At 49.9% G+C, this 15,631-nt stretch carries 8 protein-coding genes; 4 read left to right on the top strand and 4 right to left on the bottom strand.

Translation table 11 applies throughout. The annotated features are described in order from the left end of the window. Positions 1-1,572: 1,572 nt before the first annotated feature. Positions 1,573-6,174, bottom strand: coding sequence for a glutamate synthase large subunit (gene gltB / locus IEX98_RS08160; protein WP_188888413.1), 4,602 nt, complete (start codon positions 6,172-6,174; stop codon positions 1,573-1,575). A gap of 450 nt (positions 6,175-6,624) precedes the next feature. Between gltB and IEX98_RS08155 the strand changes: the two genes are divergently transcribed. Beyond that, positions 6,625-7,956 (top strand): stalk domain-containing protein, encoded by a 1,332-nt coding sequence (locus IEX98_RS08155; RefSeq protein WP_188888412.1) that lies wholly within the window; start codon positions 6,625-6,627, stop codon positions 7,954-7,956. A 209-nt stretch (positions 7,957-8,165) separates the two neighbouring features. Here IEX98_RS08155 and IEX98_RS08150 read toward each other — a convergent pair whose 3' ends face one another. The 3 genes from IEX98_RS08150 to kapB form a co-directional block, all read right to left on the bottom strand. After that, on the bottom strand, positions 8,166-10,175 hold the full coding sequence (locus IEX98_RS08150) for a YhgE/Pip domain-containing protein (RefSeq protein WP_188888411.1): 2,010 nt from the start codon (positions 10,173-10,175) through the stop codon (positions 8,166-8,168). A 151-nt stretch (positions 10,176-10,326) separates the two neighbouring features. Continuing rightward, positions 10,327-10,932, bottom strand: a complete 606-nt coding sequence (locus tag IEX98_RS08145) for a TetR/AcrR family transcriptional regulator (protein ID WP_188888410.1) — start codon at positions 10,930-10,932, stop codon at positions 10,327-10,329. A 68-nt stretch (positions 10,933-11,000) separates the two neighbouring features. Continuing rightward, positions 11,001-11,402 carry a sporulation phosphorelay system protein KapB gene (kapB, locus tag IEX98_RS08140; protein WP_188888409.1) on the bottom strand — a complete coding sequence of 134 codons (402 nt, stop codon included), beginning with the start codon at positions 11,400-11,402 and terminating at the stop codon, positions 11,001-11,003. 282 nt (positions 11,403-11,684) lie between these two features. On the opposite strand from kapB, the gene IEX98_RS08135 reads away from it, so the two are divergent. The 3 genes from IEX98_RS08135 to IEX98_RS08125 all read left to right on the top strand — a co-directional run. Then, positions 11,685-12,797, top strand: coding sequence for an MGDG synthase family glycosyltransferase (locus IEX98_RS08135; RefSeq protein ID WP_188888408.1), 1,113 nt, complete (start codon positions 11,685-11,687; stop codon positions 12,795-12,797). A 107-nt stretch (positions 12,798-12,904) separates the two neighbouring features. Beyond that, the gene (locus tag IEX98_RS08130; RefSeq protein ID WP_188888407.1) at positions 12,905-14,320 is read left to right on the top strand and encodes an NAD-dependent malic enzyme; all 1,416 of its coding nucleotides are present in this window, start codon (positions 12,905-12,907) and stop codon (positions 14,318-14,320) included. A 195-nt stretch (positions 14,321-14,515) separates the two neighbouring features. After that, on the top strand, positions 14,516-15,631 hold a 1,116-nt coding region (locus IEX98_RS08125; protein WP_188888406.1), incomplete at its 3' end, for an acyltransferase.

Here is a 15,631-nt window from a genome sequence, read left to right as displayed (position 1 = left end):
GCGAACTAGATGGAGAGAACCTTCGAAAAGTCAGACTGAACTCGTTACGCTTCGCTCTCACACACCTTTTTTACTTCGCAATATGTCTCCCCCGTTTTTTTTGCGGGGTGGAAGTTTAAGAGCATGGGCTCGCTCCACTCACACACCTTTATCAGTCTCTCAAGATGCTGTTCAAGTGCATGCGAGCGCTTCGCGTCACGGTTCATTCTGCCGTTCTTGATTCCATCTTATCGTTCGCCTGTGCGAACTAGATGGAGAGAACCTTCGAAAAGTCAGACTGAACTCGTTACGCTTCGCTCTCACACACCTTTTTCAGTCTCTCAAGATGCTGTTCAAGTGCATGCGAGCGCTTCGCGTCACGGTTCATTCTGCCATTCTTGATTCCATCTTATCGTTCGCCTGTGCGAACTGGATGGATGAGAATCTTCGAAAAGTCAGACTGAACTTGCACGCTCGTTTCGCTCTCACACCTTGAAAAGCTTGTGAAGCTCCTTCCTTCAGCTCCACTAAAAAACACCTCCACAACTATCAGCAATCTACCGCTTGTAATTTCGCTAAATCAGCATGGAATTTCTCTATTTCCTAATCGAATTCAAATTTCGTTAGCTTTATGTAAGAAAGTTCACACGGGAGGAATTTGATTTCTCAATAGAGAAAAAATTGTACTTATTTGCCCAAAATCAGCTTAAATCCAACAAAAGGCTAAAATATAGAGAAAAAGTTGAACTTAATAGCGAAGTTTTATTCTTTAGTTACCAGGCAGGCGACAATAGCACCAGCAGCTAGAGGGGGATCGTCGATAGCATAATATCAAATTAGTTTGTTTACATTTTGCGTATATGCAGAGGCAACAGCTTAAACGCACCATCCAGCGTAAGAGCAACGTTGTTGAGAAAATAGTTAGTTAAACATCGGTCGATATGCAGAGGTAACAGCTTAAACGCACCATCCAACGTAAGAGCAACGTTGTTGAGAAAATAATTAGTTAAACATCGGTCGATATGCAGAGACAAGAGCTTAAACACACCATCCGATGTAAGAGTAACGTTGTTGAGAAAATAGTTAGTTAAACATCGGTCGATATGCAGAGGCAACAGCTTAAACGCACCATCCGGCGTAAGAGCAACGTTGTTGAGAAAATAGTTAGTTAAACATCGGTCGATATGCAGAGGCATCAGCTTAAACACACCATACGGCGTAAGAGCAACGTTGTTGAGAAAATAGCTAGTTAAACATCGGTCGATATGCAGAGGCAACAGCTTAAACGTACTGTTTGGCGTCTGAGCACTTTTAGCTATTAAGTACATGATTAGTCAAATGAATACGTATAGCAGCTAATTAGGCACGTTATGGGCGATAAATGATATCATGCATGCGTTTTGAAGCAACGCCATGCGCGGAATGCATACGTTTAATTAGTGTCAGCACTTGTCTTTATGTCTCCCCTGCCATAATACGATTTCAAGACTCCCCTACTATACAGCCACATACCTTCTCAGACCGCTCCACAGCCCTTCTAACGCAAAGAAGGACTGTCCTGGCACCCAGGACAGTCCTTCCACTATAAACTCATTAGCCGCCTGTACGGGCGAGCTCTTTCATACTGGCTTCGAACGCGGCGAGAAGCGCTGCGTCGTCTGCAAGGCCGGAATCTTCGGCTTTGCGGATATGCTCCAGCATTTTTTTGTAATCCTTCGGAATGACTTTGACGAATTTATTAAGCGAAGCATCCCAATCGTTCAACACACGGGAAGCAGGTCCGCTCTCCGTATATTGGACATGTCTTTCAAGCAAGCCTTTCAGCTCGGCAACGTCCGCGTCTTCTTCTACGCGCTCCAGCAGCACCATCTCGATGTTGCAGTTTTTGTAGAACTCGCCATGCTCGTCATAGACGTAGGCAATACCGCCGGACATACCGGCTGCAAAGTTCCGTCCCGTACTGCCGAGTACAACGACGCGGCCGCCTGTCATGTATTCGCAGCCATGGTCGCCCACGCCTTCCACGACGACTTTGACGCCGCTGTTGCGGACGGCAAAGCGTTCGCCGGCAATACCGCGGATGTAAGCTTCGCCATCGGTGCCGCCATAAAGCGCCGTGTTGCCGATAATAACATTGTCTTCGGCTACGAAAGTCGCCTTCGGCGATGGAGCAACGATGAGCTTGCCGCCGGAAAGGCCTTTACCCACATAGTCATTGGAGTCGCCTTCAAGCGAAAGCGTAATGCCTTTCGGCACGAATGCGCCAAAGCTTTGGCCAGCTGAACCGACAAAGTGGAACGAGATCGTATCCTCAGGCAGTCCTTTCGCACCGTAGCGGCGTGTTACTTCGCTGCCAAGCACGGTACCGACAACGCGGTTCGTGTTGCAGATCGGGAATGAGCCGCGTACACGCTCGCCGCTTTCCAGCGCCGATTGCGCCGCAGGAACGAGTTGCTGCATGTCGAGCGACAGCTCCAGGCCGTGGTTTTGCTGTTGCACGTTATGGCGTGCAGCATCTTGCGGCACTTCCGGCTGGTGAAGCAGCGGCGAAAGATCCAGACCTTTCGCTTTGTAATGGTTCAGAAGCTGCTTCGTCTCAAGAACGTCAACACGTCCAACCATCTCTTGAATCGTGCGGAAGCCCAGTTCCGCCATAATTTCACGAAGCTCTGCCGCAACGAACTTCAAGTAGTTCACGACATGGCTCGGATCGCCCATAAATTTCGCGCGCAGCTCAGGGTTTTGCGTAGCGACGCCGACCGGACAAGTATCCAATTGGCAGACACGCATCATCACACAGCCCAATACAACGAGCGGAGCCGTCGAGAAGCCGTATTCTTCGGCGCCAAGCAGCACAGCGATTGCAACATCGCGGCCGTTCATCATTTTGCCGTCCGTTTCAATAACGACGCGGTCGCGCAGGTTGTTGATCATCAGCGTTTGATGCGTTTCAGCAAGCCCCAGCTCCCACGGCAGACCCGCATGGCGGATGGAGTTCATCGGAGATGCGCCTGTACCGCCATCATAGCCGCTGACCATAATAACGTCAGCGCGTGCTTTAGCAACGCCTGCTGCAATCGTGCCTACGCCAACCTCAGATACGAGCTTCACGTTAATACGAGCGCGCGGATTCGCATTTTTCAAGTCATGGATCAGCTCAGCCAAATCCTCGATCGAATAAATATCGTGATGCGGAGGCGGCGAGATCAAGCCTACGCCAGGCGTAGAGCCGCGAACCTCAGCTACCCATGGGTAAACCTTACGGCCAGGCAGCTGTCCGCCTTCGCCAGGTTTAGCCCCTTGCGCCATTTTGATCTGAATCTCATCCGCATTAACCAAGTAGTTGCTCGTTACGCCGAAACGGCCCGATGCAACCTGCTTGATGGAGCTTCGGCGGGAATCGCCGTTTTCATCCGGAATGAAGCGCGCCGGATCTTCGCCGCCCTCACCCGTGTTGGATTTGCCGCCGATCCGGTTCATCGCAATCGCAAGACTTTCATGCGCTTCCTTGCTGATGGAACCGAAGGACATAGCGCCCGTCTTGAACCGTTTCAGAATCGACTCAACCGATTCAACTTCTTCAAGCGGCACGGATTGCAGTCCGTCCTTGAATTTCAGCAATGAACGAAGCATCGTATGCTTCTTGTCCTCGCCTTGTACAAGGGACGAGAACTTCTTGTACAGCTTGTAATCGTTGGCACGGGACGCCATTTGCAGCGTATGAATCGTTTGCGGGCTGAACAAATGCTCTTCGCCGTCTTTCCGCCATTGATACTCGCCGCCGGAATCCAGTTCTTTCTCGCCGCCCTCTTGCTCAGCGAACGCTTTGTCATGGTATTTCAGCGTTTCTTCGGCGATAACGTCAAGACCGATGCCGCCAATACGCGATGGTGTCCATGTGAAGTATTGATCGATCAGCTCTTCCTTCAAGCCAACCGCTTCGAATATTTGCGCGCCGCGGTACGATTGAACAGTGGAAATGCCCATTTTGGACAAAACCTTCGTTACGCCCTTCGTCGCTGCTTTAATGTAGTTTTTGACCGCTTTCTCATGCGAAATATTGCGCAGCAACCCTTGACGGATCATATCGTCAAGCGTCTCGAACGCGAGATACGGGTTGACCGCGCTCACGCCATAGCCGAGAAGCAGCGCGTAGTGATGCACTTCACGCGGATCGCCCGACTCAAGCAGAATCGCAACCTTCGTACGCGTGCCTTGGCGAATCAGATGGTGATGCAGCGCAGATACGGCAAGCAATGCCGGAATCGCCGCATTTTCCCGGTCAACGCCACGGTCGGACAAGATCAGAATGTTATGGCCTTTGTCGATAACGCGGTCTGCCGCCTCGCACATGAGATCAAGCGCGGAACGGAGGCCCTCTTCGCCCTCGGATGCCGTAAAGAAGATCGGCAGCGTGATGGACTTGAAGCCCTCACGGCGAACATGGCGCAGCTTCGCGAACTGCTCGTTGGACAAGATTGGCGTATCGAGCTTGATGTGGCGCGCACTTTCGGGCTCCGGCTTCAACAGGTTGCGCTCCGGTCCGATCGTCGTGCCGACAGCCGTAATAATTTCCTCACGAATCGCATCGATCGGCGGGTTCGTTACTTGAGCAAACAGCTGCTTGAAGTAGTTGTACAGGCGCTGAGGGCGCTCTGACAAAATCGCAAGCGGAGCATCGTAACCCATCGATGAGATCGGCTCTTGGCCGCTGCTCGCCATCGGCTCCAGCACTTTGCGCAAGTCTTCAAATGTATAGCCGAATGCCTGCTGGCGCTGCTGCACCGTCTCATGATCCAATTCAGGCAATTCCGGCGCGTCAGGCAGCTCTTCCAGACCAACGAGGTGCTCATCGAGCCATTCGCGGTAAGGCTGTTCGAAAGCGACCTTTGCTTTTACTTCTTCATCCGGAATGATGCGGCCCTCTTCCGTATCGATAAGGAGCATTTTGCCTGGACGCAAACGGTCTTTGTACAAAATGTTTTCCGGCGGAATGTCCACGGTGCCAGCTTCGGAGCCAAGAATAATATGATCGTCTTTCGTCACATAGTAGCGCGCAGGACGCAGTCCGTTCCGGTCAAGGTAAGCACAGATTTTTGAGCCGTCTGTAATTGCCATTGCTGCCGGTCCGTCCCATGGCTCCATCAGTGTGCTGTGGTATTCGTAGAACGCTTTTTTATCATCGTCCATGCCTTCATCATTCGACCAAGGCTCCGGAACCATCATCATCGCCACATGCGGCAGCGAGCGGCCCGACAGGAAGAGGAATTCGAGCGAGTTATCGAACATCGCTGTATCGGAGCCATCCGGGTTAATAACCGGCTTCACTTTGTCCATATCCTCACCGAATAATTCGGTTTCGAACAGTGTCTGGCGGGCATGCATCCAGTTGACGTTGCCGCGGAGCGTATTGATCTCACCGTTGTGAATCAAATAATGGAATGGATGCGCGCGTTCCCAGCTTGGGAACGTGTTCGTGCTGAAACGGGAGTGAACAAGCGCCATAGCCGATACGACAGACTCGTCGTTCAGCTCCTGATAGAAGGAGCGAACCTGCTCCGTCGTGAGCATTCCTTTATAAACGATCTTCTTGCTCGACAAGCTAGGGAAGTAGAACATCTCTCCGCCTTCCTTGCCGGAATAACGAATAGCCAGCTCCGCGCGTTTGCGGATGACGTACAGTTTGCGTTCGAAAGCAAGAACATCCTTCAAGCTTTCGTTTTTGCCGATAAATACTTGACGCACATATGGTTTAACGGAAAGTGCCGATTCGCCGAGCTTGCCGTCGTCTGTCGGAACAGTACGCCAGCCAACTAACGATTGGCCTTCCTCTTTAATAATGTTTTCCAGGTCGCGCTCGAAGCCGTTGCGGATTTGCTCATCTTGCGGCATAAAGAGCATGCCAACTGCATATTCTCCTTCTTGCGGCAGTTGAATCTCTTGCTTCTTCAATTCCCGCGCAAAAAAGTCATGCGGAATTTGAAGCAAAATTCCCGCGCCATCCCCCGTGTTTGGTTCGCTGCCTTGACCGCCGCGATGCTCCATGTTTTCCAGAAGCGTAAGCGCTTGGCGAATGACGGTATGCGATTTTTTACCTTTGATGTTTGCTACAAATCCCATGCCGCATGCGTCTTTCTCAAATCGCGGATCATAAAGTCCTTGTTTCGGCGGTAATCCAAAAATTTTCTCTTTCATCCTGTGCTACCTCTCTTACAGAAGATTTTTGGGCAAGCATTGTGAAACCAAGCCATTTCTTCGAGCGAACGGTGCGCTATAAATGGACTCATTGACGATTGCATGGAACGGTGCAGGCGAAGCACTTCGGCGAGCCGCAAGCCGTTCTCTAATAATCCTTGTCGAAATCGCGCGAATATTCAGCCTTTCAACGTGAATCCAAACTTTTTCCTACCAAACAAAGGATATTGTTCGTATTGCATTGAAAATGTCATTATTGCGCCAATATCGACCAGGGTTGACCTTTTCCCGAGCGGTATCATGCCATTTCGGCTTGTAATTTATCTTATCATCATGCCAAAACGGAAGCAATTTAATATTTTTTATGATTGTGATAAAGTTTAGTTCGCACCTTATTGTTCGGTTATTCACCTGCTTCTTCAATTATTTTAACAAAAGGACGTGACTGTGGTGTATAGAAAATATAGGGATAAAATCATCAGGCCTGCCGTACTTTTGCTCGCTTGCGCAACGTTCGCAATTAAAGCTTGGACAGGCTTTTCCGAGACCGCCTCCGCTCAAGGCAGTGCGACAGACAAAGCGGCTCAGCAGAGCACCTATTACCGGATTGTTGCCCTTGGCGATTCAATAACTGCGGGCTACGAACACGGTTTTTCCGAACATTCGATTCCATACGGCTATGTTGAGCATCTTTTCGAGCAATCTCTCTTTCTCGGCAATCGAACGGCTTATACGAACTACGGAATTCTCGGCTTACGGACGACAGGCTTGCATGCATTCGTTCAAGCGGCTGCAGACGGGCGGAAGGTCATTCCGGATGACATTCAGAAAAGGCTTCCTGACCCAAGGGTCAAGGAAATCGTCTCCCGGACGAAGGAGCTGAATGCCTCCCTTAAGCAAGCCGACTTGATTGTTATGACAATCGGCGGCAACGACCTTTTTGATGTGCTGGCCAAGCTCCAGCAAAAAGCACCCATTGAAGAAGCAAATGCACTGCTCGAAAGCCAGCTGAATACCTACGAGCAAGAGCTCGAAGCGACGCTACGGACCATCGTGAAGCTGAATCCAAACGCAAAGATCGCTGTAGCTGATCAATATTTGCCTATTCCAGCCCCTCTGAAGGTCGGATCGTTTACCATCCCGTTGTTCCCGGAAATCCAGCGTCAGTTTTTACTGACCGGACTGGGACAGTTACACGATCGTCTGAACGGTATCGTCGCCAGATTGAATAAAGAAGGTGACCATGTTATAGCCGTAAATATGAGCGCGCCGTTTCTCGGAAACGAGATGAAGCTCACTTCCATCGCAGACGGAGACGTTCATCCAAACCGTCAAGGCTATACAGCTATCGGCCGGGCTTTCTCCAAAACAATCTGGGGAGGCTACCGCACGGTCCGGCCGCGAGCGGCGAACGTACCCGTTTCCGTTGTCATAGCGGGCAAAGAGCTGCCGGTGACGGCCACCAAACCGATCATTCGGGACGGCCGCACCTTTGTCGCCATGCGTGACGTCGCAGACGCGCTGGGCGCCAAGCTAAGCTGGAGCTCGTCCTCGCAAACTGCAACCATCGAATACAATGGACATCGCGTACAATTCGCCATCGGATCGAAATACGTTGTCGTCGACGGAGTCCGAACCGACCTCAAGAGTCCGCCAGCATTTCTGAGCGACGAGAAAGGGAGTGCGGGAAAGACTTATTTGCCGCTGGCTGCTCTATCCGATTCGCTTGGTCTTCAGGTCGTATACAGGGACCAACTGCAAACCGTATTTATCAATAAATAAACTAACTTTTCCGCAGCCGATTCGAATGTTTTTAAACACCATTATGCTAAAAACAAACCGATGCGTCCATGTACGATTTGGCGTTATATTTGCATCATTTGTCACATTGCCGCGATTTTTTGCGCATTTATCTGAAAAATCATGCAAACGAACGCCACTCCATAAAAAAAACGTCTGGAGTTAACATTCACTCCAGACGTTTTTTATAATCAGGCAGCCGTCAATTCATTGCCTCCCGCTTGCTTGCGATGAACGATAACAAAGTAAGCGAGCGTCAGCAAACTGAAGATAGCAAAGAATGTGAGGAGCACGCCCGTATTGGACCATAGTGCCGAAGCGTCGCCGCTTGAAATCACCGCTTTAAAGCCCGAAACGGTGTAGCTCATCGGCAGCCAAGCGTTAAATGCCTGCATCCAGCCAGGGATCAATTCCAGCGGGAACGTACCGGCCGAAGTCGTCAGTTGGAAAATCAGAACGACAATGGCGATAAAACGGCCCGGCTGATCGAATACAGTGACCAGGAATTGAATCAAGCTCATAAAGGTGATGCTTGTAATGAAGCTGAACAGGAAGAACTGTCCTACATTTTGAACATGAAGATCCAATCCGTACAACAATACCGCATCCACGATTACGGTCTGAATAAGGCCAACTCCAGCCATTACCAGCAGCTTGCTGACGAACCAGCTCCAGCCGCTTGCCGGTTGCACTGCCGGCTCTCTTACTGCAAATACGATCGTCAGCAGCAATGCGCCGACAAACAAGCCTAGAGAAATGAAGTACGGTGCAAAGCCGGTACCGTAGTTCGGAACACCGTCATGAATAACGGTCTCAACGTCAATCGGACTTGCAAACATATCGAACATGTCGTCACCTGCATGAAGCGTTGAAGTCTTATTTGCCGCTTCGCTCAGCTTGCTGGACAACTCGCCTGTACCATCCGTCAACTGCAGCAATCCGCTGCTAAGCTGATTCGCTCCTGTCGCGAGCTGGCTGGAGCCGTCCGCAACCGACGCTACGCCTGCCGACAATTGGTTCAACCCGCCATGCAGTTTCCCTGCGCCTGCTTGCAGTGAGCTTGATCCTGCTGCCAGCTTTTGTCCGCCGGCCGAAGCCTCTTTCAGCTTGGAGCCGAATGTGTCCATCCCAGCGTTCAGCGTATCCAGACCGCTGGACAACGAAGCGGCGCCGCCGCTCAATTGCTGCTGTCCATCCGCCGACGCTTTGGCGCCAGCAGCCAGCTTTTTGCTTTGCTCGACCATTTGCTTAAAGTTTTCATCGTCAGCCAGTCCCGGCACCGCCGATGCATACTGCTCAAGCGCATGGGACAACTGATCAACTCCTGCCGCTACTTGAGCAGATCCAGCAGCCGATTGTTTGAGGCCTTGTTCCAGCTGCTTTGCCCCTTTATCCGCCTTCACAACGCCGTCCTGCAGTTGACCGCTCGCGCCTGCCAGCTGATTTAGGCCTGAGCTAAGCGAACCAACGCCCTTGTTCAGATCTTTTGCCCCTTTTTCCAGATCGGAGCTTCCCGCAACCAATTGATTAACGCCGTTTTTAACGGATAGGGAACCATCACTAAGTTTAGCCAGATTCGCCGCTATCGTAGCAGCGCCATCCTTGGCCGTCAACGTTCCGTCGTTAATTTTCGTTGCGCCGTCACTTGCTGCGCCTAGTCCGTCTGCAAGCACCGTCACCTGCTCAAATACGGTACGTGCATATTCCTTTGTAACCTCTTTATTCAGCTGCGCCTTCATCGTTTCAATGGCTGTGTTCCCGATTTGCGCCGAGAGGAAGTTCAGGCTCTCGTTAGGCAAATAGCGGATAACAGCAGGTGCTGGTTTATCGGAGGTCAATGTCGCCGCTTGCGCGGAGAAGTTCTCCGGAATTTCGATGGCCATGTAGTAGCGGTTATCTTTCAAGCCTTGCTCCGCTGCTTCCTTATCGACGAAATCCCATTTGAACCTTGGATTATCCTTCAGCTTATTAATGAACTGCTCGCCGATCGCAAGCTGCTTGCCGTTTAGTTCGGCGCCCGCATCGGAATTAACGACCGCTACAGGCAATTCATCCATCTTGCTGTACGGATCCCAGAACGCCCCCAGAAATAATCCGCTGTAAAGCACTGGTACCATTAATATGGCGATTACCGGAATAAGCACTTTACGGTTTTTAATAATAGCAGCCAGCTCGCTGCCGAATTGACGCAACCCTTTCATTTCAGCCACTCCTTCGTATCGTAAACATCTCTCTCGTTCTTAGTGACCATTTAACTATAATAGTCATTTGGTCAATTCATTCCAAAATAATAACCGTCATCCGCCGGAGCTCCGATAAACGGTCATTCACTTTTACCATCGTCTTGCTTCATTAAGTAGTAGCTTCCGGCTCTCCGCTCAAACCATACCGGAACAATGTCGTCATATGATCGCTCACAGCTTCTCTGCTCAATGGCTCACGCGTTCTGCCCCACTCGACCGCTAACGCAATGTACGTCCGGAAAATCAGATAAGCGGTTAGTTCGGGATTGTCGCTCCGCAGTTCGCCTTGCTGGATGCCGATGCGTACCTCTTGTTCGATAAAATTCACAACCGCCCTCTCGATCTGGGCCAAGCCGTCCTGAACCGTTGGCGTCCTTACTTCCCACAGCTCCTGGTTCAGCTTGACGAACAGCTCATGCTGTTCCCTGAACTGCAATACGCCGTGGAGCGCTCTATTCAAATTATCGAAAAAAGGCTTCTTCCGGTCGATGGACGCATTGGCTATCGCCTTCATCTCTGCTGTCATCTGCTTAACGATTTCTTCAAACAACACTTCTTTCGTAGCGAAAAACGTATAAATTGTTCCTTTGCCAACGCCGCCCAGCTTCGCAACGAGCTCCATCGTCGTCGCCTTGTAGCCGAACATCGCGAATGATTTCGACGCGGCGTCAATAATTTGCTTTCTGCGGTCGATCGGCTTGCGTTCCGCTGCCATTGCATTCCCTCCTTTCTATATAACTGACCAAAATAACGTTTCGGTCATTTGTTCATGCGTTCAGTTTATCACTTGTTATAATCCATTTCAAGCTCTTTTATTAAAATTAAACTTTTTTCCGCCCACCGCTTCAGCTGGTCAAGCGATTCCGCCGCTGTTTCCGTTGCCGCAAGCAAAGATTGCTTGTAATCGGGAACCGTGCTGCTCCCATATACGGACAATGCGCGAAGCAAAACGGTCGTTTTTTCCGTATAGCTGAGAGCTCTCCGTTCATGAAACATCGGCACATCAGGATTGTAAGGCGAATGCAGATCACCCTGCTCTGGATGCTTCAGTACAGCCAATATTTTCACCAGCGCCCGCGGGCCGTTCAGCTCCATCACCTCGGCGACGTAATGTCCGGACCGTACTTCCGCCTTTACAATGTCGCCTACTGCATACGATTGTGTTTTTTTAATATCCTGCTCCATTTTGTTTCACCTATTCCTTCCAATTGTGTTAAAATACTTACAGCGATCAACAAGGCTTGGATTACATGCCTTCTTACTATATAAAGAGGCTTCCTTTGAATCAGGTCTGGAGGAACTCTTTTACTGCCTTCAGCATAAATTAAATTTCCTTAAAGAAGCAAGCTAGTCTTAAATTGTACAAGTTCCTAATAAAATAGAGAGAGGCCGCTGTAAAGCATGTTGGAATAACTTGTGTAAACCTCACTTGCGTCGTAATATGGAATTAGAAAAGTAGGTGACATTATGCGTAAGAAAAGAGTGCTCCTTCTCTCCGAGGGGTTCGGGTCGGGGCACACGCAAGCCGCATATGCGTTAGCGGTAGGCCTGCGTCAGCTGGATCACAATATACAGACCAAAGTTATTGAGCTGGGCAGTTTTCTTAATCCGATACTAGGGCCTTTAATTATTTCCGCATATCGCAAGACGGTCAGCAAACAGCCAAAGATGGTTGGACTGATGTATCGCAGCAATTATAAAAAATCGCTCAACCGCTTCGCGCAGCTTGCGCTTCACCGGATGTTCTACACCCATACTGCGCAGGTAATAACACAGCTTAAGCCGGATCTTATCGTATGCACCCATCCGGTTCCGAATGCTGTCGTCAGCCGAATTAAACGGCTTGGCCTTGATTTGAAGATATGTACGGTCATTACCGATTACGATGCCCACGGCTCTTGGGTGAACAAGGAAGTCAACAAATATTTGGTATCCACTTCCCTTGTGAAGAAAAAGCTGACGGATCGCGGCGTAGCCGCAGGCCGCATCGAGGTAACCGGTATTCCTGTCCATCCGAATTTTTGGACTACCTATGATAAGGAAGAAATCCGTAAGCAATTCGGGCTCCGTGCACTGCCTACCGTCTTGATTATGGGCGGCGGCTGGGGATTAATTGAAGACCATCTGCTCGAATATATGACGAAATGGCGGGAAACCGTTCAGCTTATTTTCTGCGTAGGCGATAACGAAAAGGTCCGCGATAAAATGCTTGCTCATCCGCTGTTCCAGCATGAGAACATTCGCGTGCTTGGCTTTACGAAGGAAATCAGCAAATTAATGGATGTCGCCGATGTGCTGGTCACCAAGCCAGGAGGCATGACTTGCACGGAGGGCATGAGCAAAGGGATTCCGATGCTGTTCTACGAGCCGATTCCAGGCCAAGAGGAAGAAAACTGCGAATACTTTATTCAGAACGGCTTTGGTGAAATGCTGGATTCCACCGCTGTCGTGGAGAAATGGTTCAATCTCATCCAGGAGCCTTATACTTCAGGCCAATACCGCAGTCAGCTTCTTACGAAACGCAATCAACAATATGATCCACAGAATTGTCCTAACGCCGTCCTGCGTCTCATGCAGTGACGGCGTTTTTATCTTCGCCCCTGCCCAAAGTTCCATCGTGGTATCGAATAGCAAAGCAGGATATAGGATATAGTTAGACCATATGAAATGCAAGGGAGCGGATCGCCATGAAGGAAAGAAGCATGGATGGCAAGACACTCATACTCCGGCTTGAAATCGACACGAAGCAAGCTCAATTCGGCAAAGCAGCTACTGCGATTGAAGCAGCAGGCGGCGACATTATCGCTATTGACGTTATCCATACTGACAAAAACTACAGCGTTCGCGACTTAACGGTAAAGACGACCGCGGCGGGAACGGCGGAAAGCTTAACCAAAGCGCTTCAATCGGTGCCCGGCGTAAGGCTTCAGCATTTATCCGACCGCACCTTTCTGCTTCATCTGGGCGGCAAAATTTCGATTCAGCCCAAGACGCCCATTCAGAACCGTGATGACCTCTCCCGCGTCTACACACCAGAGGTTGCCCGCGTGTGCCAAGCTATCCACGAGGACCCGTCCAAAGCTTATACGCTGACGATAAAGCGCAATACAGTTGCCGTCGTTTCAGACGGAAGCGCTGTGCTTGGACTAGGCAATATCGGCCCCTACTCAGCCATGCCCGTGATGGAAGGCAAAGCGATGCTTTTCAAGCAGTTCGCCGATGTCGACGCCTTTCCCATTTGCCTTGATACACAGGACACAGAACAGATCATCACCGCAGTCAAACAACTCTCGCCTGCCTTTGGCGGCATCAATCTGGAGGATATCTCTGCCCCGCGCTGCTTCGAAATTGAGAAACGGCTGCGCGAAGAGCTGGACATCCCCGTCTTTCACGATGACCAGCACGGAACAGCCGTCGTCTTATACGCCGGTCTTCTGAACGCCCTAAAATTAACAAATCGCAACCTATCGGAGACAAAAATCGTCATATGTGGTATCGGCGCAGCAGGCACTGCTTGCACAAAGATGCTGCTTGCCGGCGGAGCCAAGCATATCGTTGGCGTCGACCGGGAAGGCATCCTAACTGCCGACCGCACATACAGCAATCCGATGTGGCAATGGTATGCCGAGCATACGAATCCGGAGCGCGTAAATGGCGGGCTTGCTGATGCGCTGCAACATGCCGACGTATTCATTGGTGTCTCTGCCGGCGGCATATTGACAAGAGCTCATATCGAATCGATGGCCGCCGACCCGATTGTTTTCGCCATGGCCAATCCAGAGCCGGAGATCCGGCCGGAGCTTGTAGAGGATATCGTAGCGGTATTCGCAACCGGGCGTTCGGATTATCCCAACCAAATTAATAACGTACTATGCTTTCCGGGCATTTTCCGCGGCGCTCTCGACAGCAGAGCAACAACTATTAATGAAGAAATGAAGCTGGCGGCAGCAGAAGCGATCGCCTCCGTGATTGGTGAAGACGAGTTGAACCGATTGTATATTATTCCAAGCGTATTCAATACCCGTATTGTGGAAGAGGTTCGCCGGCGGGTCATGCAGGCGGCTAGACAAAGTGGAGTCGCTAGACGAAAAACGCGTGATTAATCCTGCTTTATAACCATTTGGAAAAAAAATTGCCAGCCTGAAGCAATTGGCTTTCCTTACCCCGCAAGGGATGAGAGCCAATTGCGTATGTTTGGTATTTTAATACATATTGTGCCAAGGAAGACCTTTATACTATAATGGCTAGGTTGCTAGTTTCATAATTCTAATTAAATCTAAAGAAGGTGTACCCGACTAATGGCTAGTGCCGCTTTGCAAAAAAAGGAGAACATTCCTGAACTGCAGCTCGTCCGGGCAATTGCGATCATTGGTGTGCTTTCGGTCCACTCGACCTCATTCGCCACTATTGATATGGTCAATTCCAACTATTTTTTCCTTTATAACTTCTTTAATATTTTTATGAAGTTCGGGACGACAACCTTTATCTTTTTAAGCAGCTTTGTCTTATTTTACAACTATTATTCACGTCCATTGACAGGTAAACTAATAGGCGGGTTTTACAAAAAAAGATTGCTTTACATTATCATTCCATATCTAGTATTTTCGGTCTTTTACTTTACCCTGTTGCATTTCCTCTATTACCCGGACCGCTCCTTATCGGCAACATTAGAAAGTTTTTGGAGCAAGGTAATTACCGGAAAAGCGTATACGCATCTCTATTTCGTTTATATCAGCATTCAGTTTTATATTTTGTTCCCGCTTTTCCTTTGGCTGATGAAGAAGTTTCCCATACTCGTCAAATTGGCGATTCCAGCCGGCATTCTTATTCAATGGGCATTCATTCTATCGAACAAGTATGTGCTTGAAACGCCGGTTCCGAACCGGGGCAGCTGGGCGCTTGCCTACTTCTCCTACTACTTGCTTGGCGCAGCACTCGGTATCTATTATCCGAAGCTGAAGGCCTGGATCGTAATGGCTAAGGAAAATGCTACAGCAGGCCGTGTCTTCGTATGGCTGACGCTATGGGTGCTCTGGCTGGCCGCGGGATTGTCGCATGTCTATATCTACTACTTGAACCGCAAACATATCTATACGGCGAATACGACGCTGTTTGACCTGATTTGGAACATACACGCTTTACTTACGGCGCTTGTGCTGCTGCAGCTCGCTCATCTTTTATACCGAAAGCTGCCATTCAAGCTGCCTCAACTGCTTTCAAGGCTAGGCGCTCTATCATTCGGCATTTATTTGATTCATCCGTTCTTCTTGCTCGTATACCGCCAATATCCGCTGCATACGGGCACAGCTTGGTTACTGCACTTATGGTATTTGGGAGGCTTCCTGCTCGCTCTTGTTGCATCGTGGATTGTCGTCTCACTTGTCGCCCGTTTCATCCCATTCTCATGGGTCATC

The organism is Paenibacillus radicis (ex Gao et al. 2016), assembly GCF_014641555.1.
GTDB lineage: Bacteria > Bacillota > Bacilli > Paenibacillales > Paenibacillaceae > Pristimantibacillus > Pristimantibacillus radicis.
The sequence above is the reverse complement of the archived record's forward strand: the minus strand, read 5'-3'. Positions and strand labels throughout refer to the sequence as shown.